The organism is Burkholderia sp. JPY481 (assembly GCF_038900515.1).
GTDB lineage: Bacteria > Pseudomonadota > Gammaproteobacteria > Burkholderiales > Burkholderiaceae > Paraburkholderia > Paraburkholderia youngii.
The window spans coordinates 1-24,027 of record NZ_JAYMRT010000029.1 but is presented as its reverse complement, the minus strand read 5'-3'; the positions used below and the strand labels follow the sequence as shown (position 1 = coordinate 24,027).

General features: G+C 61.9%; 22 protein-coding genes and 4 pseudogenes. 12 read left to right on the top strand and 14 right to left on the bottom strand.

Annotated features, from left to right (window positions below; all coding sequences use genetic code 11):
• Positions 1 to 13: 13 nt before the first annotated feature.
• On the bottom strand, positions 14 to 415 hold the full coding sequence (locus VSR82_RS35580) for a hypothetical protein (protein WP_498858527.1): 402 nt from the start codon (positions 413 to 415) through the stop codon (positions 14 to 16).
• On the opposite strand from VSR82_RS35580, the gene VSR82_RS35575 reads away from it, so the two are divergent.
• Together VSR82_RS35575 and VSR82_RS35570 are read left to right on the top strand one after the other, a co-directional pair.
• Positions 399 to 887: a DUF4865 family protein gene (locus VSR82_RS35575; RefSeq protein WP_429455612.1), complete on the top strand. Its 489-nt coding sequence runs from the start codon at positions 399 to 401 to the stop codon at positions 885 to 887. The genes VSR82_RS35580 and VSR82_RS35575 overlap by 17 nt on opposite strands.
• 198 nt (positions 888 to 1,085) lie before the next feature.
• A pseudogene (locus VSR82_RS35570) lies at positions 1,086 to 1,242 on the top strand (aminotransferase class V-fold PLP-dependent enzyme); the annotation flags it as partial.
• A 50-nt stretch (positions 1,243 to 1,292) separates the two neighbouring features.
• Here the strand turns inward: VSR82_RS35570 and VSR82_RS35565 are convergent.
• On the bottom strand, positions 1,293 to 2,162 hold the full coding sequence (locus VSR82_RS35565; RefSeq protein WP_429455611.1) for an NADPH-dependent oxidoreductase: 870 nt from the start codon (positions 2,160 to 2,162) through the stop codon (positions 1,293 to 1,295).
• Positions 2,163 to 2,538: 376 nt separating this feature from the next.
• Here VSR82_RS35565 and VSR82_RS35560 point away from each other — a divergent pair, with 376 nt between their 5' ends.
• Positions 2,539 to 3,981, top strand: coding sequence for a SidA/IucD/PvdA family monooxygenase (locus VSR82_RS35560; protein ID WP_429455609.1), 1,443 nt, complete (start codon positions 2,539 to 2,541; stop codon positions 3,979 to 3,981).
• A 113-nt stretch (positions 3,982 to 4,094) separates the two neighbouring features.
• On the top strand, positions 4,095 to 5,156 hold the full coding sequence (locus VSR82_RS35555; RefSeq protein WP_429455608.1) for an LLM class flavin-dependent oxidoreductase: 1,062 nt from the start codon (positions 4,095 to 4,097) through the stop codon (positions 5,154 to 5,156).
• Between the two features lie 43 nt (positions 5,157 to 5,199).
• Here the strand turns inward: VSR82_RS35555 and VSR82_RS35550 are convergent, their stop codons facing one another.
• The 7 genes from VSR82_RS35550 to glaH form a co-directional block, all read right to left on the bottom strand.
• Complete coding sequence (locus tag VSR82_RS35550) at positions 5,200 to 6,414, bottom strand: acyl-CoA dehydrogenase family protein (RefSeq protein ID WP_410852698.1); 1,215 nt, start codon at positions 6,412 to 6,414, stop codon at positions 5,200 to 5,202.
• Positions 6,415 to 6,424: 10 nt separating this feature from the next.
• Positions 6,425 to 7,429, bottom strand: coding sequence for an NrtA/SsuA/CpmA family ABC transporter substrate-binding protein (locus VSR82_RS35545; RefSeq protein WP_410852699.1), 1,005 nt, complete (start codon positions 7,427 to 7,429; stop codon positions 6,425 to 6,427).
• Positions 7,430 to 7,490: 61 nt separating this feature from the next.
• A complete protein-coding gene (locus VSR82_RS35540; RefSeq protein ID WP_498858521.1) occupies positions 7,491 to 8,234 on the bottom strand; it encodes an ABC transporter ATP-binding protein in 744 nt (247 codons plus the stop codon).
• The gene (locus tag VSR82_RS35535; protein ID WP_498858520.1) at positions 8,231 to 9,070 is read right to left on the bottom strand and encodes an ABC transporter permease subunit; all 840 of its coding nucleotides are present in this window, start codon (positions 9,068 to 9,070) and stop codon (positions 8,231 to 8,233) included. The genes VSR82_RS35540 and VSR82_RS35535 overlap by 4 nt, the downstream gene beginning before the upstream one ends.
• A gap of 100 nt (positions 9,071 to 9,170) precedes the next feature.
• On the bottom strand, positions 9,171 to 9,578 hold the full coding sequence (locus tag VSR82_RS35530; RefSeq protein ID WP_410852702.1) for an FUSC family protein: 408 nt from the start codon (positions 9,576 to 9,578) through the stop codon (positions 9,171 to 9,173).
• 105 nt (positions 9,579 to 9,683) lie between these two features.
• A complete protein-coding gene (locus VSR82_RS35525) occupies positions 9,684 to 10,922 on the bottom strand; it encodes an alpha-hydroxy acid oxidase (protein ID WP_429455604.1) in 1,239 nt (412 codons plus the stop codon).
• A gap of 85 nt (positions 10,923 to 11,007) precedes the next feature.
• The gene (glaH, locus tag VSR82_RS35520) at positions 11,008 to 12,006 is read right to left on the bottom strand and encodes a glutarate dioxygenase GlaH (RefSeq protein WP_498858519.1); all 999 of its coding nucleotides are present in this window, start codon (positions 12,004 to 12,006) and stop codon (positions 11,008 to 11,010) included.
• 29 nt (positions 12,007 to 12,035) lie between these two features.
• On the opposite strand from glaH, the gene VSR82_RS35515 reads away from it, so the two are divergent.
• Positions 12,036 to 12,953: a LysR family transcriptional regulator gene (locus tag VSR82_RS35515; RefSeq protein WP_498858518.1), complete on the top strand. Its 918-nt coding sequence runs from the start codon at positions 12,036 to 12,038 to the stop codon at positions 12,951 to 12,953.
• A gap of 130 nt (positions 12,954 to 13,083) precedes the next feature.
• On the opposite strand, the gene VSR82_RS35510 is transcribed toward VSR82_RS35515, so the two are convergent.
• Complete coding sequence (locus VSR82_RS35510; protein WP_429455601.1) at positions 13,084 to 13,707, bottom strand: cysteine hydrolase family protein; 624 nt, start codon at positions 13,705 to 13,707, stop codon at positions 13,084 to 13,086.
• Between the two features lie 252 nt (positions 13,708 to 13,959).
• Between VSR82_RS35510 and VSR82_RS35505 the strand changes: the two genes are divergently transcribed.
• Positions 13,960 to 14,472, top strand: a complete 513-nt coding sequence (locus tag VSR82_RS35505) for a winged helix-turn-helix transcriptional regulator (RefSeq protein ID WP_368583718.1) — start codon at positions 13,960 to 13,962, stop codon at positions 14,470 to 14,472.
• An 11-nt stretch (positions 14,473 to 14,483) separates the two neighbouring features.
• On the opposite strand, the pseudogene VSR82_RS35500 reads toward VSR82_RS35505, so the two are convergent.
• The 4 genes and pseudogenes from VSR82_RS35500 to VSR82_RS35485 all read right to left on the bottom strand — a co-directional run bounded on the left by VSR82_RS35500 (position 14,484) and on the right by VSR82_RS35485 (position 18,443).
• Positions 14,484 to 15,724, bottom strand: a pseudogene (locus VSR82_RS35500) (YbfB/YjiJ family MFS transporter).
• 48 nt (positions 15,725 to 15,772) lie between these two features.
• A pseudogene (locus VSR82_RS35495) lies at positions 15,773 to 16,297 on the bottom strand (zinc-binding dehydrogenase); the annotation flags it as partial.
• Positions 16,298 to 16,508: 211 nt separating this feature from the next.
• The gene (locus tag VSR82_RS35490) at positions 16,509 to 17,687 is read right to left on the bottom strand and encodes an MFS transporter (protein ID WP_498858517.1); all 1,179 of its coding nucleotides are present in this window, start codon (positions 17,685 to 17,687) and stop codon (positions 16,509 to 16,511) included.
• Positions 17,688 to 17,816: 129 nt separating this feature from the next.
• Complete coding sequence (locus VSR82_RS35485; protein ID WP_429455599.1) at positions 17,817 to 18,443, bottom strand: cysteine hydrolase family protein; 627 nt, start codon at positions 18,441 to 18,443, stop codon at positions 17,817 to 17,819.
• A gap of 442 nt (positions 18,444 to 18,885) precedes the next feature.
• Here VSR82_RS35485 and VSR82_RS35480 point away from each other — a divergent pair, with 442 nt between their 5' ends.
• The 6 genes and pseudogenes from VSR82_RS35480 to VSR82_RS35455 all read left to right on the top strand — a co-directional run bounded on the left by VSR82_RS35480 (position 18,886) and on the right by VSR82_RS35455 (position 23,821).
• Positions 18,886 to 19,176: a muconolactone Delta-isomerase family protein gene (locus tag VSR82_RS35480; protein WP_410852710.1), complete on the top strand. Its 291-nt coding sequence runs from the start codon at positions 18,886 to 18,888 to the stop codon at positions 19,174 to 19,176.
• 124 nt (positions 19,177 to 19,300) lie between these two features.
• Positions 19,301 to 19,873 (top strand): ferric reductase-like transmembrane domain-containing protein, encoded by a 573-nt coding sequence (locus tag VSR82_RS35475; protein ID WP_429455598.1) that lies wholly within the window; start codon positions 19,301 to 19,303, stop codon positions 19,871 to 19,873.
• 134 nt (positions 19,874 to 20,007) lie between these two features.
• Positions 20,008 to 21,283, top strand: a pseudogene (locus tag VSR82_RS35470) (epoxide hydrolase family protein).
• 177 nt (positions 21,284 to 21,460) lie between these two features.
• Positions 21,461 to 21,907, top strand: a complete 447-nt coding sequence (locus tag VSR82_RS35465) for a MaoC family dehydratase (protein ID WP_176106355.1) — start codon at positions 21,461 to 21,463, stop codon at positions 21,905 to 21,907.
• 657 nt (positions 21,908 to 22,564) lie between these two features.
• Positions 22,565 to 23,284, top strand: a complete 720-nt coding sequence (locus VSR82_RS35460; RefSeq protein WP_429455596.1) for a glutathione S-transferase C-terminal domain-containing protein — start codon at positions 22,565 to 22,567, stop codon at positions 23,282 to 23,284.
• A gap of 165 nt (positions 23,285 to 23,449) precedes the next feature.
• Complete coding sequence (locus VSR82_RS35455; RefSeq protein ID WP_368586637.1) at positions 23,450 to 23,821, top strand: hypothetical protein; 372 nt, start codon at positions 23,450 to 23,452, stop codon at positions 23,819 to 23,821.
• Positions 23,822 to 24,027: the final 206 nt, after the last annotated feature.

The window sequence follows — 24,027 nt, the reverse complement described above, 5'->3', positions numbered from 1 at the left end:
CGTGCTGCATACGTCAGGACAAACACGGGTGCATGAGGGTTCGGCAGACCGAAGCCAACTGCAACTGTGAGGCGTGCGTAGGTCGCTTCTGCATAGAGAAGACCGGCGACTGGCCGTGGGTCGTCCGGGCAGTCTGCCATGCGTTCACCGTCGCGACGACCGTTGCGTTGCTGTTCTTGAGATCCATCCCTGAAGGCAGCGCAGCCGGGTCAAAGGTCGCCGTCACAGTCGGTGTCGTCGCCGTACCGCCACCCACCGGAATGTTCGCGCCCGGAATCGTGCCGGCCGTGATCAGGCTCTGGATGAACTGGGACAACGATGTGACCTGCTGCTGCAGTGTCGCGTTCTGGCTCTGGAGCTGCTGCGCCGTCGGCGTGCCGTTCGAGCTTTGAGTCTTTTTGGATGTAACCGCCATTTTTCGCACGAAAGTACGCTTACCCGGACTACGACATGGACCAGATTCCCAACGGGGCCGCACGCGCGGGCTGCTCTGGAACGACGCAGACGAGCTCGCGTTCAAAGCATTTGCGTTGCGTGAGCGCGGGAAGCATGGGGCGCACCACAATACCTACACGTCGATCTATCTTTGGCTGCGAGAGGGCGCTGCCACGAAGTTCTTGACCGGGCCTCGTTTTGAGTCGGTGCTCCAGACGTTCGGGCGCCCGCCGATACAGACATGGCTGCCCGTCGACGTCCGTGCTGAACACTCGGTCGAGGCGCTATCGATATACCGCGAGGATGTGAATGTTCCCGATGGAGCCGATTTAGGCGAGTTGCGCGAAGCTAGAGACGAAGCTCAATGCACAGGTGGCCGACCGCGAGGATACCGTAGCAGCAGCGGTCGGCCTGGACGTGCTGAACTGGCGAGTCGCGCGCTTCACGCTTAGTTCCGCGTCGCTGCGAGCGGTGGAGTGTGGAGTCGGCTATGAGATCGCGTATCTCGCTTCGTCTGGGTTAGCGCAGTTGTCCACCTGATCTGTCGGCTATTGCACCATAGCCTGGTGAGGAACCTGTTCGAAGTGTTCCGATGTTGAATCAAGCTCGCCGTCAAATTTCTTCGCGAAATCAAGGTAATCTGCAGCGATGCGGGCATTGAGGTACGGGCCGGCCACCATTGCGCGCAGCCTATCGTGCGGCGCTTTCGGGCTGGAGGCGACGGTGCGGCCATCGCTCGCGTTCTACAACACGCCGGACGAGGTCGACCGGATGGTCGCGGTGGTGAAGCTGCTGGCGAAGCATTGAGCGCTGACGTTGCGATGCCGGGCGTCCTCGGGCTCCGGCATTGCAAATGTTCATCGCAGTTCGAACCCCAAGGCATTCAACGCGTCACGCAAACGATCGCGGCCATGCAGTGATTCCCGCGTGCGCCAGCGTTCGATCGAACGGTCGGTCCAGAGCGCATCGGATTGACCCTGCCGAACCTGGAAGCCGGCGAGGATGTCGTTATAGAGCGCGATGCCCTGCGTCTGCGCGGGCGCATCGTATTGCTCGCGATGCAGCACCACCGATTGCGGCAGGCGCGGCTTGACCTCGGCAGGCCGCGCCGGGTCCGAGTAACCCACGCACAGGCCGAATACCGGCAGCACGTGCGGCGGCAGCGCCAACTCTTTGGCCACCTGTTCCGGTGCGTTGCGGATCGCGCCGATGTAGACGGAGCCGAGACCCAGCGACTCCAGCGCGACCAGCGCGTTCTGCGCAGCGAGTGCGGCATCGATCACGCCGACGAGCAGCGTCTCCAGATATTGCAGTCCCTCGGGCTTCACGCTGGCGCGCTCGGCCACGCTCTCGAGCCTCGCCAGATCGGCGAGCCAGACGAGAAAGAGCGGCGCCTGGCGAATGTGCTCCTGATTGGCCGCCAGCGCGGCAAGCCGCGCTTTGCGTTGCGGGTCTTCGACAGCAACGACGCTCCACGTCTGCAGGTTCGAGGAACTGGGCGCGGATTGCGCTGCGGCGATCAGCGTTTCGAGCGTACCGGCAGGCAGCGGACGACCATCGTAAGCACGCACCGAGCGATGCGAGAGCAGGGTCTGAAGCGTGTCGTTCCAGTCGGATAACGGCGTGTCGGTTTGCTCGGTGCCGTAGCGCGTTTGAAAGGCCGCTGTGGCTTTGTGCGCGGACTGGCTTTCGTGTTGGTTGCGCGTGAGCGCCTCATCAGTAGACATCTATCGGTGCCTCGTCATTCGGGATGTGAAGGTTTGCTGGGGTCCAGTGCTGCGCATACCTTACCTAAATTATTCCAGAGCAGAAGCGCGGAGCTATATAAAAATCCCCGCTATTCATATGAATCCGCGAACGCCGTGAGCCGCGGGATTGCTCTGCGAAGATCGCGCGATATTCAAATCATAATTAATTGCTTCTGCGCGGGTTCGATCGTCACTAGCATGGTCGGACTTCATCTTTTCACGGCAATTCCATCATGTTGACTTCCCCCGTCTATCGATTCAGGCAACCCGCTATTGAGCGCGTGCTTGCGGTCACGCGGCTCTTCTGGCTCGGCTCCCCGCAACCGGACAGTTCGCGTCTTCAGGACATTCGCCGATGACACAAACGCCCGACCGCGACGCGCGCCGCACACTTGAACTGTTGGGGCCGGCGCCGGAAAACTGGGTGCCGGATCGCCCGGGTATCGACCATAACGTGTTGATCGTCGGCGGTGGGCAAAGCGGCAGCGCCTTTGCGTTTGCGCTGCGGCGTGCAGGCATTGGCCGCGTCAGCGTGATCGACGCGGCCGCCGATGCATCGGGCGCCGGCGTCTGGCGCACTCGCGCGCGGATGAACAAGCTGCGCACGCCGAAGGCGCTGGTGGGACCCGAGACCGGTCTGCCGGGGCTCGGTTTTCAGGCCTGGTATGAAGCCCGATTCGGTGCGCAGTCATATCGCGAGATCGACCGTATCCCGCGCGAACAGTGGGCGGAATATCTGGCGTGGTATCGCGAGTTTCTCGAGATTCCGATTCGCTACGCAACGCGCCTCGTCAGGATCGAACCGCTCGATTCGTCGCTCGATACCTCTTTCCGGCTGCATCTCGAAGTGAACGGCGAGGCGCGCGTCGAGACTGCGCGCAAGGTGGTGTTGTGCAATGGCGTCGCGGGCAACGGTGGTGCGTTCGTGCCGCAGGTGCTGGCGTCGCTGCCTGCGGCGCGGGTCGCGCACACCTCGCAGGCGATCGATTTCGCCGCGTTGCGCGGCAAGTCGGTTGCGGTGCTCGGCGGCGCGGCATCCGCCTTCGATGCAGCCGCGACGGCGCTCGAAGCGGGCGCGGCCAACGTCCATCTGTTCGTGCGCCGCGCGACGCTGGCGGCCGTGCCGGTATCGCGCGCGCGTGCCTATCCCGGTGCCTACGACAACTACTTCGACCTGCCCGATGCGGTGCGCTGGTCGCAGGCATTGCGCTTCAAACGTTCCGGTTCGACGGCGCCGCTCGACTCCATCGAACGGGTCACGCGTTTCGCGAATTTTCATCTGCATCCCGCTACGCAGTGGGAGTCCGCGCGCGAAGAGGCGGGGCAGATCGCCGCGCGCACGACGGAAGGTGAGACGTTCCAGTTCGACTTCGCGATTGCGGGCACCGGCTACTTCATCGATCCGTCGGCACGGCCGGAACTGGCCGGATTCGCGTCGCACATCCGCCTGTGGCGCGATCAGTACACGCCGCCCGCGGACGATGCCGACGACGGGCTTGGCGCGCATCCGTATCTCGGCTCCGGGCTGGAGTATCTGGAGAAAACGCCGGGGCGGGCGCCGTATCTGCGCGATATCCACGTCTACAACCCGGCGGGTTTCGTGAGCGCGGGCGTGCCGGTGGGCGACGTGCCGAGCATGAAGCGCGATATTCCCAGCGTGGTCAGGCGCATCAGCCGCGACCTGTTTCTCGGCGATCTGGCTGCGCATGAGGCACGCCTTACCGCGCCTGTGCCCGCCGATTTCGACGAGTCCGCGTATGCATCGAGTGTGTGGCAGCGCGAGGCATCGAGCGCCTGAGCGCGCCTTAATGCCGGAGCGTGGGTTTCATATCGATATAAATTGGAAGGCCGTGCGCACGGGCACGGCTACCATGTCCGATTTCCTTCACCGCGTTTGCGCGGATCGAACCGATGTCAGTCAACCTTCCGCGCTTCGGTATCTGGGCGCTCGTGCACGGCAGCCGCGCCGCGTTGCAGGACCCCGCCGAACCCTATGATGCGTCGTGGGCCCGCAACAAGGCCCTCGTTCTCGAAGCCGAGCGCCTCGGCTACGACTCGGTGCTCGTCGCGCAGCACACGATCAATCCGCACGATCCTTCTCTCGATCAGCTCGAAGCCTGGACGTCGTCGGCAGCATTGGCGGCGTTGACCTCGCGCATCGAAATCATCGCGGCGATCAAGCCGTATCTCTATCACCCTGTCGTGCTCGCGAAAATGGCCCAGCAGATCGAGCACATCAGCGGCGGCCGCTTCGCGATCAACGTGGTCAACGCGTGGAATCGTCCTGAACTGGAACGGGCCGGCATCGGCTTTCCCGAGCACGACCAGCGCTATAAATACGGCCGCGAATGGCTTGAAGTCGTCTCCGCGCTGCTGCGGGGCGAAGCCGTGAATCATCGGGGCGAGAACTTCCGTCTCGAGAATTACCAGCTGCTTCCCTCCGATCCGTTTCGTGCGCGTCCGCGGATTTATGTCGGCGGCGAGTCCGAGCCCGCGCGCGACCTGGTGACGGCGCACGGCGACGTGTGGTTCATCAACGGTCAGCCGCCCGACGACGTTGCGCGCCTGATCGCGGACGTATCGGCTCGTACGCGTCCGGCGGGACAAGCCGCGTTGCGCTTCGGTCTGTCGGCGTTCGTGATCGCGCGGGAAACGGCGGCGCAGGCCGACGCGCACCTCGCGCATCTGTTCGCGCTGGCGGATCTGGACAAGCCTCTGCGCGAGCGGCAGAAGGCCAATACCGACGCGAAAGCGGTGATGCATCAAACCTTCGCGCAATCTCCGCGCGTCGGCTCGAATGGAGGCACGGCGGCCGGTCTGGTCGGCGATTACGACACGGTGGCGCAGCGCGTTGCCGCGTTTCATCGCGCGGGCATCGAACTTTTCATGCTTCAATTCCAGCCGTTCGAAGCCGATATGCGAGTCTTTGCCGAAGAGGTAATACCGCGCGTGCGGCGGCTGCTCTCCAACTGAGCTGAATGATGATGGCGCGAAAAGCGCACCATCTGTCATGCAATCAGAAGAACGCGCCGGTGGGCGGCAGTTTTCCCGTCAGCAGGTTTTCACCGAGCAGCCGTTCCTTGTACAGGCGCGGATTGTGCGAAGCAATCACCTTGATGTTGCGCCAGTGCCGGTCCAGCGCGCCCGTGCGTGACACGACGGAGCCCGAACCGAGATCGATCAACCAGCTAGCGATTTGCGGCGCGAGATCGTCGATCACCACTTTAGCTTCCGCGGCCGAGAACGTGGCAGCCAGCGTCAGCTCGTATTCGTCGGCTGTGCCGGAAGCATCCCAGGCACGCTGGAGCGCGGCCAAGGCACGATCGGCGGTCGCCTCGACACTCGCCGCATACGCGCGAATCCGGCCGAGCAGGGTTTGCAGCACGGGTTCGTCGGCGGGATGCGCGGCGTCGCCATGATAGAAGTTGCGCCCCCGTGCGCGCAGAACCTCGACGGCGTCCAGCGCGACCCGCCGCACGATACCGGCGATGCAGTTGGTCAGATACACCTGGTGGAAGGTGTATCCCCACGGCGCGGCATGGTCGTCGCGCGGCGGGTCGGTCGGATAGAGGTGATGCGCGGGCACGCTCACGGCATGAAACTTCGCCGTGCCCGAGCCGGTGAGGCGCTGGCCGAAGCCTTGCCAGTCGTCGTCGCTGCTGACGCCCGGTCCACGATCGAGCACGTACTGCACGGTCCTACCCGCGCGACTCTCGACGGCGACGCCGACAAACGCGTCGTTGTAGAGATTGCCGGTCGCGTAGACCTTCTCGCCTTCGCCCGTATAAGCTTGTCGCCGTTCGTCCCATTCGAGCCGGCTCAGCACCTTGCCGGGGCGCGCGCCGGCCGCCACCGCATCGGTCTTCGTGAAACTGAGGCCGACGGTTTTCTTCTGCCGCGTCAGATCGAGAACGTGGGCGTGCAACGGCTGATCCCGCCGCCGCAGCGCCGCCTCGACCAGCCACAGATGATTGCGAAACGCGTGCGCGATATTCGAGTCCGCCGCGGCAAGGTCGCGCGCGACGACGAAAAGGCCGCTCAGCGACGCGTCATGACCGCCGAGGTGGGCGGGCAGACGAAGCGCGCCGAAGCCCAGTTCCTTGAGCCTCGCGATCTCTTCATGCGGCAAACGATGATGGTGTTCGCGCTCCGCCGCACTTAGCGCAATGTCGTCGATGACCTCGCCGAAGCCAAGGCTCGCGGACAGCGGTGAAACTAGCGTGGTTGCCATCGCGTGTCTCTCACACCTTGACGCTGTAGTCCGCGACCTTGATTCGCGAATTGATGATCTTGCGTTCCGCGAGCCAGTCGGCCGCGCGCTGGAACTGCGCGATGAACGCGGCGTCGTCGGGTTCGTGGAATTGATTCACGCGTTTGAGGCTCGTCAGATAATCGCGCACCTGATCCGGATAACGGGCCTGCTTCTGCACGAGCTGTTCGGATTCGGCGGGATGCGCCGATTGCCATGCGCCTTCGACGTAGTACGCATCGATCACCGCGCGCACCAGCTCGGAGTTCTCTTCGGCGAATTTACGGCGCGTCACGAGCGAGCTGTAGTCGATCAGAAAATCGAGGTCGCGCCCTTCGTTGAAGATGTCCTTGGCGTCGTTGCTGTAACGCGCGATGTCCACCGCCGGCGACCACATCGACCATGCATCGACCACACCTTGCGCGAACGCCGGTGCCGCGTCGGGCGGATTGAGGTAGACGAACTCGACCTTGCTGCGGTCGACGTGATGTTTCTCCAGCGCGGCGATCAGCAGAAACTCGCCCAAGCCCGAGCGGTTCACCGCGACCTTGCGTCCCGCCAGATCGGCCACCGAATTGATGCCGCTCGACTTCTTCACGATGATCGCCGTCGAGCGCGGCGAATAGATATCGAACGCGACGAAGACGAGCGGCGAGCCGGCCAGCATCGCGGCGAGCGCGGGGGTCGTCGAGCCCCAGAAGCCGAAGTCCGCACTCCCGCCGACGACCGCCTGAATCGACGGCGCGTGATTCGGGAACGGCCCGACCCATTCGACCTTGATATTTTTTGCCGCGAGCGTCTTTTCGAACACACCGCGCTGCCGGGCGATATCCGGCAGGCTGCCGTAGCCCCAGCCGAGGCGCACCGTATCGGTGTTGCGGGTCAGCTTGCGCGGCTCGGCTGCGCGTGCCGGAAACAGATTGGCGGTTGCCGCGCCGGCCAGCAGGCCACCCGCCGCGCGCAATAGTTGGCGGCGGCTCAGCAAAGAATCGTTCATCGTTATTTACGTCCTTGAAGTGATGCGCAAATGCAGTGATGCTGTGAATGTGAAAATGCGCTCAGTGGGTCTGAACGCCAAGCTCGTCGAGCAGGATCGGCCGCAATGTTTGCGGCGCGTAGTGGTTGGGGTGAAAAGATGCGGCGATCCGTCCCGAGCGCATCACGAGAATTCGGTCGGCGAGCGTGAGCGCCTCGTCGACGTCGTGCGTCACAAGCAGCACGCCGGGGTGATGGCGCGCGACGAGCTCCTTGACGAGCCCGTGCATCTTGATGCGCGTGAGTGCGTCGAGGGCCGCGAAGGGCTCATCGAGCAGAAGCAAGGCGGGATCGCGCACGAGGCTGCGCGCCAGCGCCACACGTTGCGCCTGACCGCCTGAGAGATTGCGCGGCCAGTCGTCTTCGCGTCCCGACAGACCGACTTCGGCCAGCGCATGCGAGGCGCCCGCGCGGCCGACCGTTGTTTCGTGACCGAGCGCGACGTTCTCCCACAACGTCGCCCACGGCAGCAGCCGATGCTCCTGAAACACTACAGACGGACGTTCCGGCGCACGAATCTCGCCGGCGTCCGGCAGATCGAGACCGGCGAGCGCTCGTAACAGCGTGGTCTTGCCGCAGCCGCTCTCGCCGAGCAGCGCGACGAATTCGCCCTTGCGGATGTCGAGGTCCAGCGCATCGATGACGATGCGGGTGCCGTACTGGCGTTGCAATCCGCGTACCGATACGGCGAGCGGCGAAAGCTTGCATTGTTCGCCGGCAACGGCGGAATCATGAGCATCGAGGGACAGGGCGAGATCGACGCTCACTTGCGCGCTCCTTTGGCGTAATTCGGGTGCCACGATAGAAAGTGCGCTTCGAGCAGGCGCACGGAGGCATCGGCCACGACACCGATGATCGCGTAGATGATCATGGTCAATACAATCACGTTGGTCTGAAGAAATTCGCGCGCATCCATCGCGAGGAAGCCGATGCCTCTGGTCGTGGCGAGCGTTTCGGCAATGACGAGCGCGAGCCACGCATGAGCGAGCGCATAACGCACGCCGGTCAGGATGGATGGCATCGCGCCGCGCAGAATGATCCGTCGCACGATCGCGCGCCAGTTCAGCCCGACCACCTTCGCGAGTTCCATCAGCTTCGGGTCGAGCTGCCGGATGCCCAGCATCGTGTTGATGTAAATCGGAAACAGCACCGCGAGTGCGACCAGAAAAATTTTCGCCACCTCACCGACACCGAACCACACGATCACGAGCGGCAGCATCGCGAGAAAGGGAATCGCGCGAACCATCTGGATCGAACGATCGAGCAGGGCCTGCGCCAACGGCGAAAAGCCGACCAGGACGCCGAGCACCAGTCCAACTGTGCCGCCGATCGCGAATCCCGCCGCGGCGCGCAGCAGTGAAACGCCAAGGTGAACGAAGAGATCGCCGCTTTTCGCCAGATCCAGCGCGGTGGTGGCGACTTTGCTCGGGGCGGGAAGGACCTGGGGTGCAATCAGCCCGACGCTCGACGCGAGCTGCCATAGTGCGAGCACTAGGAGCGGCACGATCCACGAAAGCCACTTGTAGAGCGTGCCCTTAGAAATTCGCTGATGCAGCCGGTTCGAAGAGAGATGGCTGTTGCGAGAATACGTGACGTCAGCCATGCCGGTCCCGAATGAACAATGAAAAAAACTGCTTCGCAATCGAGCGAACAGATCAGCTTTCTATTAGAGGACGATTAGCATGGCCGCGACAAACAGTTTTTTATTCTTTGCTTTTTCGTTTTGACGCGTTCAAAGCAGGAATGCCGTTTGAGCGTCCGCCAATCGAATTGCACAGATAACCTAAGCTTGTTTTGTTCGTTTCCCGTTGACGCGGAAAAGTCGGTCCAATCCAGCCGGCGAGTCCCAGCAGGAACAATTCTGGCGTCTGTGCAAACAGGGCGACGAGCACGAGGGCTGCGAGCGCACCCAGCGCAGTTCCGAGGATCCGATACTGGCTCTTCGACACGCTCATGCCGCGACTATTCTGGGCGACGACCCACACGGTGATTGCAGCCCATTTCGGATCGTCCAGGTTCATGCAAAACGCGATGTACAGCGCGATCAGCGATGCGCTTGCAGTCCTGACGGCGTACGCTAGCCCCTCCCATGTAACGCCCGGGACGGGCAAGGGGGTAGTTTCTTGAAGTCCACTAGATACAGAATCCGAATTTATGAGCGGTCGGTGCTTTCGTCCACTGGCAGGGTCGCACGTTATCCGGTCGGATCGCGCCGTTCACGCCAGTATTGTGCGATCGATCTCGCGAATCGCTACCGTGCCGAGCATCGCCATGTTTCGGTCGACTTCGTCCCTGAGAAGGCCGATCGCATGTCGAACACCCGACGCGCCGCCCACCGCGGCGGCGTACATGAACGGGCGCCCTGCGAATACGAACTGCGCACCGAGCGCGAGCGCCTTCAGAACATCTCCCCCTCGCCGGATCCCGCTGTCCAGCATGACGACGGTCTTGTCTGCAACGGCATCACAAATCTGCGGCAACACGGACAGCGGCTCGACTGCCCCGTCCAGTTGGCGCCCACCGTGGTTCGACACGATGATCCCGTCCGCGCCAATCGCGAGTGCGCGCCGCGCGTCGTCCGCCTGAAGGATGCCTTTGATGACCAGATTGCCGCTCCAACGTTGACGAATGCTTGCGATGTCCGACCATGACAGATGGTCGCGTCCGGTGGTGTCGCGTACCGCCGAAGCGGACAGCATCGGTGCCCCTCGTGTCGCGAACGAGTTCTCGAAGTGGGGCATGCCGTGATTGATCAACGTCCGGGCGAAAGTGCCAAGCAGCCAGCGTGGGTGGGAAATGCCGTCCATCGCGAGACGCAGCGATGGGCGCAACGGCAGCGAGAAACCCGTACGCACGTTGTTTTCGCGATTCGCCCAAACGGGAATGTCGACTGTGAGGACGAGCGTCGCGAAGCCAGCGGTCTTGACACGCTCGATCAAGGCGTCGCGGCGCGCAGCGTCGCCGGGGAGATAAGCCTGGAACCAGGTGCCAGGCGCTGCCGCCTGCACCACCTCCATGGGAATGAGCGAGGAGCCGCTCATGATCGCAGGGATATTTTCATCCATCGCGGCCGTGGCCAACGCAATGTCGCCTCGATATGCCGAGATGGCACTGATTCCGACCGGAGCGATTCCGAACGGAGACGAGTAGGTGTGGTTGAAGATCGTTGTCTGCTGCGATCGACGAGACACGTCGACAAGCACTCTTGTGCGGAACTTCAAGCGTTCGAACGCAGCCCGATTCGCCGCGATCGACATGCCGTCCTCCGCTGCGCCGGAGATATAGCCGTAGAGCGGACGCGGCAGAACGCGCCGCGCCGCCCGCTCGAAGTCCGCGAGCGAGAGGATCTGGCGCAGCCGCCGGGGGAGATGTTGCTTGACCCCGTAAGCCTCTTGTTCAACTCGCCCGACGGACGTCGTTTCGTGCACGCTCACGTGCTCTGCGTAGTCGTTCATTTCACCGTCTCACTGTGTTACATCGAAATCGCTGCGTTGGCCCTCGGCGGTCGGTGTGCCCGATCATGCCAGAGAGCGGATGACATCAATACGCAAACGAGCCGCGCTGGCGCATCAGCTCGCGGAACAGCGATTCGTTCGGTTGGAATGGCGCGCGGCCGTGGAGGTAAAAATAGTTGTTCAGCACCACCAGACCGCCGACCGGCAAAGACACTTCCTTCGTGCCGGCCGACGTTTCCATCGACTGGGACAGTGCGCGGAGAAATGCCGCTTCCTCGCGGTTGGACGGCTGAACGAACTGGTCGATGAACGAGATCGACAGACCGAATTCGCTTTGAAAGAACAGCGGCCGCTCGATCTGCTCGCTGACGTTCTTGGAATCGGATCCCTTGTAGAAGAACGGCTTGGTTCCGAGCTTGTGATTGACGAAGCGATCGCGCTCTTCCCAGTCGTCCAGGTGCATAAACCGCGATTCGCCGCCGACCGCGCTTCGCTCCGCGAATTTCATCATCAGCAGCCAGTCCGTTGCGTCGCTCACGTACGTGCCGTCGGTGTGCATCGTGAACAGCCGGTATGCCTGACGAAGATATGAGTCGCTGTTATCGGTGTGCTTCACCACGAAGCGGGCGTAGTACGTTCCCGACATCGCATCGTGATTGCTCGGGCCGAGGATATGACCGATGGCCGTACCGAACTTCACGAAGTCAGAGGGGTCTTGCGAAAGGTCCTGGAGGCCGATGGTGAAACCGCCGTGCCGACGGTCCTTGACCAGCTCGACGAGCATGTCGGCAAAGTCGTCACCGAGACGCTCGACCAGCAGATCGGCAAGGTGATGTCGCATGATCGGGACATACTCGAGATTCTGGACGTCGATATCGCGCACGTCCGCCAGGAATCCGGTCAGTGCGTTCGGGTCGACCGTCACGTTCATGATGCGGTGATGGGTGGGATGCGCCGACAAGCGGAAAAGCGGTTGCCGGTGCGTGATGGAACCAGGGTGGGTGATCAGTGCGTCCATGTTGTCCTCCAGTTGTTTCAGGGCTCTATTTGATGCCCTTTCTTTGATATCATCCAGAAGCAACACGCGAATGTTTATTCGCTTCCGGAGATTAAATGATCGACGCCCGTCAACTGCGATACTTCGTTGCGGTGGTGGAGGATCTGCACTTTGCCAAGGCAGCGGATCGACTGGATGTTGCGCAATCGGCGCTCAGCGCCCAGATTCAACGCCTCGAGCAGGAGATCGGCGTTCGTCTCCTGAACCGCAACAAGCGACAGCCCGTTACGCTGACCGATGCGGGGCGTTTGTTTCATGCCGAAGCGGTTGCAGCGCTACGCCATATCGAGCGTGCGGATCAGGTTGGCCGGCTGGCGGCCAGAGGCCTCGCCGGTGTGGTGCGGATCGGATCGGTGGCATCCGGCGTGAGCAGCGGCGTGCTCTCGAGGATGCTGCATCAGTTTCGGATCTCGCATGGCGACGTGCGAATCGAGGTCGTGGCCATGGAGACCCCGCGTCAGTTCGAGGCGCTCGTCAGCGGCGAGATCGACGTGGGTATCGTGAGACCGTGGCGCCAGCATCCGGCGGGTATCGTGGCCACGATCGTGCAGACCGAATGCCTGTTGGTCGCGATGGCCGAGGACCATGCATTGGCAGCAAGCGGGCACGTTTCGGTCAGAGACCTGAAAGATCAGCGTTTTATCGCCCCCCACTTCGACGACGACACGGGATTCAGCGAGGTGCTTACTGCGCTGGGCGTAGCGGGAGGCTTTGTTCCATTTCTCGAACATCGCGTGCATGACTTCATCGCCGCGATCAGTCTTGCATCGGCCGGTTATGGTGTGGTCGTCGTCCCGGAATCGATGCGCAACTTCACACAGCCGGGAATTTGCTATCGGGCCATCGCGGATTTCGAGTATCCGTGTCATCTTGCAATGGCCAGCAGGCGACGGGAGCTTTCTCCCGCCGTTCGCGCATTCGTGAAGGAATCCTTCGCGCTGTTCTCCGGCCTCGCCCCATCAGACCCAGCTTGAATTGAACTCGCAGGTCTGTCAGTGACGATCCATAGATAGTCAATCACCATTCCCTGATGGTAATCATGGGTGAGTCCTTCAGGGGTTGTTGTTAGTGGATTGATCGCTTGACTCATCGTCGGCATAACACCTATGCCGGCAGTGCTGTCAGCAATTCGGCCGTCGTGACGATCGAATGGGCAAACGTGGGTCCGTTCAGTTCGTGGGCGGCTCGCATCATTTCCGGCGAGAAGGCGGCGGTCGCGTCGCGCACGAGCGTCACGTGATAGCCGAGTTCCATTGCGAATCGCGCGGTGGATTCGATGCAGGTGTTCGCGAGCAGGCCAACGGCGATGACGTGCGAGATTTTGTGCTGCTTGAGCTGGAAATCGAGGTCCGTGTTGGCGAAGCCGCTTTGCGCCCAATGCTCGTGGATGATGATGTCGTTTTCCAGGGGAACAAAATCGGGGTGCCATTCGCCGCCCCACGTCCCTTTTGCGAAGGACTGGCGCTTCTGCACGATCAGTTGCGTCGGGTTCGGATGGTCCCAGTCTTCGTAATCGCCAGGTTGCCAGCGGCGATGCGGGACGTAGAACACCTGGATGCCAGCCTTGCGTGCGGCGCTCACCGCTGCGCGCAAATTGTCGAGAAGCCGAATGTCGTTGGCGACTGCCTCGATCATCGGAAAGATCTTGCCGCCATGCGACAGGAAATCGTTGTAAGGGTCGACCAGCAAAAGACCAGTGTGTTCGGCGCGATAGACAGGGGCAGACATCGTGTTCTCCGGAAAGGGGGTTCGGCCGGGGCGTGTCGCAACCGGAGCCCGGCTGCGCAATTCGTCTGCGCGGACTTGCGCGCGCGGACGTCACACGAATCGATTATAAATATGAAAATCATAGAAACAAGTCTAAGCGTCATATCCATAACCAGTGTCAGGTTTTGACGGACCAAGGGTGACTCGGTCAGCCGTGTATGCGAGGGATGCGAATCCGTGTTACTATGAAAAAAAGAGTTTTGCGGAGGCGGAATGAAGCGTAGAGAGAAGGTAGTGGCCACGGTATGCCCGGTTGCGCGATCGACGGAAGTTGTCGGTGACAAGTGGACAACGCTTGTCCTGCGCGAGATGTACATGGGGGCGACCCGGTTCGAGGAAATCCAGATTCAGACGGAGGCGACGCCACAGATGCTGGCCACGCGCCTGAAGTCGCTGGAAGCAGACGGGATGATCGAGCGCCAACCGTATCAGAAGAGGCCGGTACGGTACGAATACCATCTCACACAGAAAGGGCGGGCGTTCTATCCAGTGATCCAGGCGCTGCGTACATGGGGTGAAACCTGGTGCAAGAGCAAAGGCGAGGAAGTCGCCGTACGGTTTATGCATCGGGTGTGCGGGCACGAGGTCGGGCTTGACTATATCTGCCCGTCTTGCGGCGAATACGTAGAGCGGAGCGATCTCGACGCGGCCTTGAGCCCGACGTTTGCAAAGGAGCGCGAGAAAAGACGCGAGGCGTATCGGGCCGCGAAGGCCAGGTCTGAGTGATTTCCCCCGCGCTAGCGCTCATGCCGCTTTCTGCGCCGAGCCTGCACGATGACGTCGGCGAGGAAGGCTAGGGTGAGCGCGGCCGCACCGCACAGGAAGACGAGCGCGTAGTCATCGTGAAAGCGGGAAAACAGATATGAGTAGCCATAGCCGCCAAGCGCCTGAAAGAGTGCGAACGCCGTAGTCGCTCGGCTCCAGGCTGCGCGCTCTTCGAGGTGATTGTCGCGCATCAGCTCATGAATGCGCCCGAGCACGAGTGGCGCGATTCCGGGCGTGAATACGCCAATGCCCACCGTGGCGACCCCGAACACGAAAGGATTGCCCGTCTTCGCGAGCACCACGACCGCGATGGCCTGCAATGCGAGGGCGGCGCGCCAGGCTGGACCGAAACCGATGCGATCGCCAAGGTTTCCGCAGATCATCGGGCCGGCGATGGCGGCGAGACCGTATAACACCCAGTAGTTCGCACCAACGGCGGCGCCCCGGCCGAGGCCCCGGGCCACGTAGTCGACGAGCAGCACGATCACGGGCACGAGACCGAGCGCGTTAGCAGCGTATTGTGCGTAGAGGACGCGCAGCGCGAGCTGCTGCGATCTGCTCCGTGCAACGGGGCGACCTGTGGCGCGGGATGGTTCGTCGCCGGCCAGCCGAACCAGCTCAAGGCCGTGAGGGAGAGTGAGAGCGCGCCGAGGCCAAGCCACGTGTCGCGCAACCCCATGTGCAGAAGTTGCGGAATCAGCGTGCCTGATGCCGCAACCCCGAGACCCACGCCAAGGAATATCATTCCGCTCGCGAAGCCACGGCGCGGCGCAGGAATGTGCGGCAGGATCGACGTCGCGACGAGCACCATGATCGCGCCGCCCGAGATACCCGACAGCAGACGCCAGAAGAAGAACCACGACACCGACACCGGCCACGCGCACGTGAAGAATGCGATCGTGACGACCGCCATCAGAAGCCGCAATGCGGACCGGTTGGACAGCCACGCAGCGAACGGGCGTCCCACCATTGCGCCGATCAGGTAGCCGGCGAAGTTCGCCGCTCCGAGCGTGACGGTCTGTGTGGATGTGAACCAGTGCGCCTCGATCAGCGAGGGGATGAGCGGTGTGTAGGCGAAGCGCGCCAGACCAATGGCGACCAGACTTCCACAGAGCCCGGCAAACGTGGCGAACAGGGCATGGGCATCGAGCGGCGAAGCTTCGCACCGGTGGCATGAAGAAGGAACGGCGGACACGCTGAACTCCTGAATCAAGATTGCTGCTGTGCGCACAGTCTCCGGAGACGAATGACGACAGGGCATTTATGCATTGACGTCGACGATGGTACGTCCCCGAACCTTGCCTTCCAGGATCTGGTGCGCAATCGCAGGAACCTTGGCGAGTCCCACTAACGTCGTCGCGCGGCCGAGCTTGTCCAGGTCGAGGTCATGCGCGAGCCGCGACCAGGCCTCGACGCGCACTGCCTGCGGGGCGTTGACGGAATCGATGCCCGCGAGGGTCACGTTACGTCGGATGAAGGGCAGGACCGAACCGGGGAGGCCCGCGCCATGCGCGAGGCCGCAGGCGGCAACCACGCCGCGGTACTGCGTCTGGGCCAGCACGTTGGCGAGCGTGTGATGATGGCCGACGGAGTCCACGGCACCGGCCCAACGTTCCTGGGTGATCGGTGCACCCGGTTCAGAGAGCGTGCGCCGGTCGATGATCTCTGCCGCGCCAAGGTTGCGCAGATATTCGGCCTCTTCGAGGCGTCCGGTTGATGCGACGACCCGATAGCCGAGGCCAGACAGGAGCGCAATCGCGATCGATCCGGCGCCGCCGTTCGCGCCAGCACCGTTGAATACTCCACGGCGATCGTGACGTCACCGGGCATGAGATCCCGGTCGTGGAAATTGACGATGCGCGTCGAAACCGCGTCGCGCGGCTTTGTCGCGAGCAGTGCCTTGAATGACATCAGACTCTCCTGAGTAAATTGTCTTTCGGCGGCTTGTGCTACGTCGAAGCCACCAAACCTGCGTGCGAATCGTCCGGTTGTTCGGGTCAAACCTGCCCGTCGACAATGGCCGAACTGGGCCGCCCGAACGCGAGCGAATTGACGGCAACGGCCGCGAGCGAGAGCAACACGCCGACCGCGGCGAGGCCAACCCAGGCGGCGCGCAACGCGCCGGCCCCGCCAAGCGCCGCACCGACCGCGCCACCCAGAAAGTACGAAACCATGAAAACCGTATTAAGGCGGCTGCGGGCCTCGGGACGCAGCGCATAGATGCGGGCCTGGTTGGCGATAAAGCTCGTGCGGTTGCCCAGATCCAGCAACACCATGCCGACGATCAGCCATACGAGGCTGCGGCCGCCCGCTGCGACAAACGCGAATGCAATCAGAACCGTTAGTGCGCCGGCGGTCGCGATGTGGCGGGAGCCCATCCGGTCGACGACGGCACCGAGTTGTGGTGATACCGAAAGGCCGACCAGCCCGATCAGTCCGAATGCGCCGATGGTGGCAGGACCGTAGTGATAGGGCGGTCGGGCGAGCAGCACCGCGAGTGTTGCCCACAGCGCGCTGAAGGCGGCGAACACGAGAAAGCCCATCGCCGCCGAGACGCGTAGCAGCCGCTCCTCTCGCACGAGACCAGCGAGCGACTGCATCAACTCGCGGTAGCGGATAGCCACGAGTGTGTTCGACATGGGCAACTTCCTGATGACGAACAGGAGTGCTATATCGATGACAGAGGCGATCACGAATATCGAGCGCCAGCCCCACAGTGCGCCAACGATGCCGCTTAGCGTGCGTGCCAGCAGGACGCCCGAAGATAGCCCGCCCAGCAGCGAACCGACCACTCGCCCGCGTGCGGCAAGCGTGGCCTTACCGGAGACCGCCGGAATGATGATTTGCGCCGAGATTGAAGTCGTTCCGACGAGGAAGCTGCAAACGCTCAAGGTGGCGAAGGACGGTGCGGCTGCACAGGCGATCAGCGCCATCGCATTCGCCACGATGGCCCGCGACGCCAGCGTGCGCGGCTGGACGCCGTCTGCGAGCGGCACGAAGAGCAGCAGTCCCATTGCGTAGCCAAGCTGGGTCAGCGTGGCGATCAGGCCTCCGCGAGCGGACGGCACGCCGAACGTCGACGCGATCTGTGGCAGGAGTGGCTGGTGGTAGTAGATGGGTGAGACGGCGAGCGCGCAGCACAAAGCCATCAGAAAGACCTGGCGCGGGGAGATCATCGGTGTCGTCCAGAGGGTAAGGGGGATCCGGCACCGCGCGGCGGTGACCAAATCGTCGCAAGCCTGATGGCCTCGTCCAGCAAGTCAGGCGGCAACATGCCATGCGGACGAATGCGTCACGGAGTCAGCTCAGGCCGTTGGCAACGCATCGATGAGCTCGCGCGTGTTGACGATACTGTGCGCAAAGGTCGGCCCGTTCAGATCGTGCGCCGCGTGCATCATTTCCTGACGGAACGCGGCCGTTGCATCCTTCACGAGGGTCACGTGGTAACCGAGTTCCGTTGCGTAACGGCCAGTCGCCTCGATGCAGGTGTTGGCCAGCAGGCCGACGAGAACCACGTGCGTAATGCGATGCTGCTTGAGCTGGAAATCCAGGTCCGTATTGGCGAAGCCACTCGCGCCCCAATGTTCGAGCGCCACGACGTCGCCCGGTTGCGGCGCGAAGTCGGGATGCCATTCGCCGCCCCAGTCGCCCCTGGCGAAATGATGACCGTCCATGATCTTGCGCTGGCTGGGGCTCGGGTGACACCAGCACTGGTAATCCCCCGGCTGCCACCGGCGGTGCGGGACATACACGACCTGTATCCCGGCACGGCGGACGGCGCTGTTGATGGCCCGAAGATTGTCGAGCAGTCCGACTTGTGCCGCGACGTCCTTGACGAAGGGCCAGACTTTGCCGCCCTCCGAGAGGAAGTCGTTATAGGGATCGACGAACAGCAGTGCAGTCGAATTGGTGTCGTAGGCGACGGGCGTCATTTGCGTTCCTTTGGAAGGGGGGCATCGAACCTGCGTCCCGACACGGCCTGCGTTTTATACGGATACCTGTGCCGCTCGCGAACCCGGTTCAGCTGGCGATGAAGTTTGTCTGTGACTGCATTGTATATATGAAAGTCATAGTGTCAAGATAAAGCTTGAATTCCTGAATGCTACGTGCGCAGTCTCCAGAAATTAGCTGCGCTTCAGGTGAGGTTTGCACGATAGAAGAAATCTATTGCTATGAAAAACATAGGTGATGTATGGTTCGGTCAGACGCCGGATTAGCTGCCCAGTGACCACATCCACCGATGCCTCGGAGGATGCAAGAGGAGCGGGTGTGCCGTTCTTCAGGCTGAGATGACCCATTCCTCCCAGCACTGAGTTCCGGATTTGTTCACGCGGAATTCATAGCCGGAGCGCAACGCCTTCCCAGGAGAGCAAAATGCAATACCTCGTGATCATTTCCCGTTCGGAAAACGCGTCCTCGATGTCCCCTGCCAAGGAGGACGTCGAGGCGGAAGCCGAGTATGTTCGCCGGCTCTACGCCTCGGGAGTCGTGCGCCAGATATGGCTGAGAGCAGAAGGTGGCGCCTGCATGATTTCGGAGGCCGATGACGAAATCCGCCTCGCGGAACTCCTGTCAGAGCTTCCATTGGTCAAATCCGGTTTTCTCGCACGGCCTCAGATCAGCCAGTTGCGCTCCTACTCAGGATTTGGGCCGCGTAGTCACTGAACCAGACGCTGCGCGCGCGTCTGGCCGGCCGCGCCACCGTACCGATACAGGCCCGAAAGCCGGCGTCTCTCGCAATCGCCGGCTCGTTGCCCAGCAATCGACAAATATCGATCGGATTATCCATATGACCCGCTGGAAGCTTTTTGGTGTACTTACCATATGTCTTTCTTGCTTGGCAGTGGCGGCCTTCGCACTGGCGCCGGACTGGGTGAGATCGTTGCAGTATGTTGTGCGTGCGACGGCTCGCACGTCCTTTGTTCTGTTTCTCGCCGTTTTCATGGCCGCGCCGCTTGTAAAACTGGCGCCGTCGGTGCCAACCAGAGCGCTGGCAAGAGAGCGTCGCTACATCGGGTTGTCGTTTGCTGTGTCGCAGTTTCTGCATGCGTTAGCACTCGTCGCCTACGTCGGTACGGCACCCGAAGCATTCTGGGCAGGCCGTACGACAGTGACCAACATACCGGGCTTCATCGGCTATCTGATGATTCTGCTGCTCACGGCTACGTCGTTCGCGACGCCGGCGCGCCTTATCGGCCCGGAAAACTGGAAACAGCTGCATCTGCTGGGCGTGTGGATACTCGCCATCATTTTTGCGGGCTCTTTCTTTACCCGTGTCCATCTCCATGCCAGCTATCTCGCCCCGGGCATGGCCATGGTTGCGGCCATGCTGTTACGTGTGGCTGCGCGGTTCGGCACGTGAGGCTGGCTGTTCGTCGCGCCTTGGAGATGCGCCGGATGGACCAGGCGTGTCGAAACTCCCACAGGGGTCAACGCCGGTTCTCCCTTTTGTGCCTTTCGCGCCAGCCGCCAGGCTCATCGTCAACTGGAGTTCGCATGACAGACAAGCTTATCCCTCAATCGACATCCCGCCGGCAATTCGTGAGCCTCGCCGCGGCAGCCGTAGCCGCGCAATCTCTGAGCCCACTTGTATCTGCGCACACGGACCGCGGTATTACCGATGTCCAACCGCAGACGGGCAGCGGCACGGACGCAATTCGCCGCCTTCGCGTGCAGGTTCCCGTGTCGCTGCTCGTAGATCTGAGAAGACGCATCAGGGCCACCCGATGGCCGGAGCGCGAAACCGTCGATGACGACTCGCAAGGCGTGCAACTCGCGACGCTTCAGGGCCTCGCGCACCATTGGGCGACCGACTACGACTGGCGCAAGTGCGAAGCGACCCTGAACGCTCTGCCGCAGTTCGTCACTGAGATCGACGGGCTCGACATTCATTTCATGCACGTGCGCTCGAAGCATGAGAATGCATTGCCGCTGATCGTATCGCACGGGTGGCCCGGTTCGATCATCGAGCAGATCAAGATCATCGATCCGCTCGTCAATCCCACCGCCTATGGCGCGAGCGCATCCGACGCCTTCCATCTGGTCGTTCCGTCGTTGCCGGGCTATGGCTTCTCAGGCAAGCCTACGACGACCGGCTGGGGTCCGGAGCGTGTCGAATGTGATGGCCAAACAGGCGCCGCCTGGATTGCTGGGCATCCATGTCAATTTCCCGGCGGCAGTTCCGCCGGATATCCTCACGGTGATCCAGGGCGGGAACCCGTCACCGGCAGGGCTATCGTCCGACGAAAGGCTCGCGTATGAGCAATTGAGCGTCAATTTCAAGAAGCGCCGCGCCTACGCGTTCGAGATGGCGACTCGTCCGCAAAGCCTCTATGGACTGGCCGATTCTCCGATTGCGCTGGCAGGCTGGCTGCTCGATCACGGCGATGCATATGGCCAGCCGGCGGCACCGATCACCTCGGCCGTGCTAGGGCGCACGGTCAACGGGCATTCAGCCGGTGCCATCACACGCGACGACGTCCTCGACAACATCACGCTTTACTGGCTGACCAACACGGGCGTGTCGGCGGCCCGATTCTATTGGGAAACGGCCCACTTCAACTACCTCGTTGCAGCGAATGTTTCCGTGCCGGCTGCCGTCAGCGCGTTTCCCGGGGAGAACTATCAGGCGCCGCTCAGTTGGACAGAGCAGGCTTACCACGACCTCATCTATTACAACCGGCCTGAACGGGGCGGCCATTTCGCCGCCTGGGAGGAGCCCCTGCTACTCGCGCAGGAAGTTCGGGCGGGTCTGCGGCCGCTGCGCAGCTAATGGGCAGGCAGTCCGACCGGCTTCGAAGTCGCTAGCGGCGAGGCCCCCGGGCCACTCTCGGATTCTCCGCGCAAGACTATCCTTCGGATAGGGATAGCACCATCAAGGTCGAACGTCACCACAGAAGGGGCGTTCGAAGAGCCAATATCAGCGAATAAAACGTTTCAGGAGTAAGGCATGAAATCAGAGACTCTGTATCTGGAAGATCTCGCCGTGGGTGCGGTGTACAAAAGCGCGGAGCATAAACTCGATGTCGACCAGATACACGCCTTCGCGCGACAGTTCGATCCCCAACCTTTCCATCTGGACGAGGAAGCGGCTCAACGCTCCTTCTTTGCGGGGCTTGCAGCGAGCGGCTGGCACACGGCAGCGATCACCATGAAACTTCTCGTTCAGAGCCTGCCGATTGCGGGTGGCATTATTGGTGCGAGCGGCGAAATCGCGTGGCCAAGACCCACTCGCCCGAACGATGTCCTGCACGTCGTCAGCACCGTCCTGGAGATCGCGCCGTCGCGTTCCAAACCCGACCGCGGCATCGCGACAGTCCGCAGCGACACGATGAACCAGCAAGGTGAGCTTTGTCAGCGAGTGGAAATGCGCCTTCTGGTTTTTAAACGGCCCTGAAGCTTAATCTCGGATGGCCACTTGTTTCGCCGCGCCACCTTGCAGTTTGGGTTCAATCAGGGCTGGCCCATTCAAGACAATCCAGACAGACGCCGGCGTGGGCACACCCCTGACGGCGCCGAGTTTATCGAGCAGCCGGTAATACGCGTTCGACAGACCAAGCGTATAAGTCCGGCGGAATGTCTGTGCGAGGGTAGTGTGCGTTGTCGAACGATGACAGGGTTTCGCCGACTCGTTGCCGCCTGACGGATGCGATACCTGAAGGTCAGGTATGGTCGAGCACTTGCCGGTCAGCTTGCTCGGCATATGGCTGCTGTACTCAGAGACCTGACGGAGGAGCCACGCACAGAATTCGGCCATTGCAGACGCTCAGATACCGACACTCATCGGACGGCTACACGGTGCTAACCGGCCGTTCGCCCCAGCCGGAGCCGGAGCGTCGACTCTCACATCCGCGAACGCGTACTTACGCGTCGTTCTGAGTCGATCGCATCGCGAAGAGGTCGGCCGCTGTCGGCGCTCATCGCGTTCATTCAGATTGGCTGCGTTCGCTGGGTCACAGTCGAATCGGCCAACCATGCGTCACCATCACGCATTGCGCCCGGCCCCGGACACCCTCGACGCCGGCCGCATCATGCCTCCAACACGCGAGGGCCCATGCTGACGCTCTATTCCTACCCGGACCTGTTCGGCGTCGCCGACAACAATCCGTTTGGCCTGAAGGTCTATGCATTCATGCGCTTGTGCGGTCTCGACTTCGAGCACAAGCACATTCTCGATACGAAAGAGGCGCCGCGAGGACAGTTGCCCTATCTGGTCGACGGCGAGGAATCAATCGGTGATAGCGATGCGATCATCAGCTACCTGAAGCGCAAGTACGACCTACGCATCGACAGCGCGCTTTCCACGGGGCAAGCGAATCTCGACTTCCTGGTCCGGCGCACGCTCGACGACCTGTACTGGCCGATGAGCTTTTCGCGCTGGCGCGACGAGCGCTTTCGCCCGGCGTTTTGCAACGCCTTCATGGCGGCGCACCCCGAAGTCACCGCCAGTGCGCTCGAAGCCGCGAGCGAGTACAACCGGCTTCGGTATCACTATCAGGGCATCGGCCGCTACGAGCCGGATCAGGTGTATGAGCGCGGCATCGGCGATTTGCGCGTCGTGGCCGATCTGCTCGGCGACAGCGGCTTTATCTTCGGGCCCGAGCCGGCCACGGTCGATGCCGCGATCTACGGCTGCGTCGCGAACATCTACTACTACGACATCGATACGCCGTTGAAGCGCTACGTGCTGTCGCGGCCGACCCTCGTGCGGCATTGCAAGGCGATGCACGAGCGGGTCGTTACCTCAAATGAACAACATGGTAGCGACACTTAGGATCCGGATGTGTATGGAGTTGTACCGCTGGCCAGCGGGGAGACCGCGCGAATGGCCATGTCGGACCGAGTTCGGCCAGGAACAGCCGGTCGACGTCGCCGCTGAGATCGTCGACAATTGGTAGCAATGGACGCGATGTGAAGTCGTTAAACAGGGCCCTACGACATGGCACATGAATACCTCGTCATTTTCCAGTACCACGAGCCTGAACCGCGACAGCTATTCGAGCGCGGACTGATCGAAGACTATGAATCGACAACTGGAGTCTTTATCTCAGCAGGGTCGGCCGACGAAGCTTTGACTTGGTGCGAGGCAATCGCGCAAGAGCTCCTTTGGCGCTGCAATGATGACAAGTCGGTGGATTGGAAGCGCTTGGGACATTCGTGCTGGATTGAGTCCAATCCCGAAAAATCGCCTTGGGGCCATTGCCTGAGCTTTTTCCAGCACGTCCATGTCGGTGAAATGCCGAACGTCGACGAAATGGGTACCGCAGCGTATGTCAACTGGCAGAAACACTATGACGGTGCGACTAGCTGAAGTGGAGCCCGGTCGTTCAGCGGCCAAGCGCAGTCCCAATGACCGGTTTCGAGAAATGCGAGGGGCCGCTCTGGGTCGGTGGACTAAACCGCTCGCGCGGTAAGGGGCTGCGGCCGGCGGTAGTAGCAATGGAGAGGAAACCGACTCTGTTCTCATGTTGATGGGCGAGGTAATTCGCCTCGCCGTTCAACGGGAGCAGAGTCATG

Bases quoted from the DNA above. Each gene is read 5' to 3' on its own strand.
- VSR82_RS35525 (WP_429455604.1), bottom strand. From the start codon at position 10,922: ATGAACGACTACGCAGAGCACGTGAGCGTGCACGAAACGACGTCCGTC.
- VSR82_RS35565 (WP_429455611.1), bottom strand. From the start codon at position 2,162: ATGTCTACTGATGAGGCGCTCACGCGCAACCAACACGAAAGCCAGTCC.
- VSR82_RS35505 (WP_368583718.1), top strand. From the start codon at position 13,960: ATGAAGCGTAGAGAGAAGGTAGTGGCCACGGTATGCCCGGTTGCGCGA.
- VSR82_RS35475 (WP_429455598.1), top strand. From the start codon at position 19,301: ATGACCCGCTGGAAGCTTTTTGGTGTACTTACCATATGTCTTTCTTGC.
- VSR82_RS35485 (WP_429455599.1), bottom strand. From the start codon at position 18,443: ATGACGCCCGTCGCCTACGACACCAATTCGACTGCACTGCTGTTCGTC.
- VSR82_RS35460 (WP_429455596.1), top strand. From the start codon at position 22,565: ATGCTGACGCTCTATTCCTACCCGGACCTGTTCGGCGTCGCCGACAAC.
- VSR82_RS35550 (WP_410852698.1), bottom strand. From the start codon at position 6,414: ATGGCAACCACGCTAGTTTCACCGCTGTCCGCGAGCCTTGGCTTCGGC.
- VSR82_RS35580 (WP_498858527.1), bottom strand. From the start codon at position 415: ATGGCGGTTACATCCAAAAAGACTCAAAGCTCGAACGGCACGCCGACG.
- VSR82_RS35480 (WP_410852710.1), top strand. From the start codon at position 18,886: ATGCAATACCTCGTGATCATTTCCCGTTCGGAAAACGCGTCCTCGATG.
- VSR82_RS35535 (WP_498858520.1), bottom strand. From the start codon at position 9,070: ATGGCTGACGTCACGTATTCTCGCAACAGCCATCTCTCTTCGAACCGG.
- VSR82_RS35490 (WP_498858517.1), bottom strand. From the start codon at position 17,687: ATGATCTCCCCGCGCCAGGTCTTTCTGATGGCTTTGTGCTGCGCGCTC.
- VSR82_RS35510 (WP_429455601.1), bottom strand. From the start codon at position 13,707: ATGTCTGCCCCTGTCTATCGCGCCGAACACACTGGTCTTTTGCTGGTC.
- VSR82_RS35465 (WP_176106355.1), top strand. From the start codon at position 21,461: ATGAAATCAGAGACTCTGTATCTGGAAGATCTCGCCGTGGGTGCGGTG.
- VSR82_RS35545 (WP_410852699.1), bottom strand. From the start codon at position 7,429: ATGAACGATTCTTTGCTGAGCCGCCGCCAACTATTGCGCGCGGCGGGT.
- VSR82_RS35560 (WP_429455609.1), top strand. From the start codon at position 2,539: ATGACACAAACGCCCGACCGCGACGCGCGCCGCACACTTGAACTGTTG.
- VSR82_RS35555 (WP_429455608.1), top strand. From the start codon at position 4,095: ATGTCAGTCAACCTTCCGCGCTTCGGTATCTGGGCGCTCGTGCACGGC.
- VSR82_RS35515 (WP_498858518.1), top strand. From the start codon at position 12,036: ATGATCGACGCCCGTCAACTGCGATACTTCGTTGCGGTGGTGGAGGAT.
- VSR82_RS35455 (WP_368586637.1), top strand. From the start codon at position 23,450: ATGGCACATGAATACCTCGTCATTTTCCAGTACCACGAGCCTGAACCG.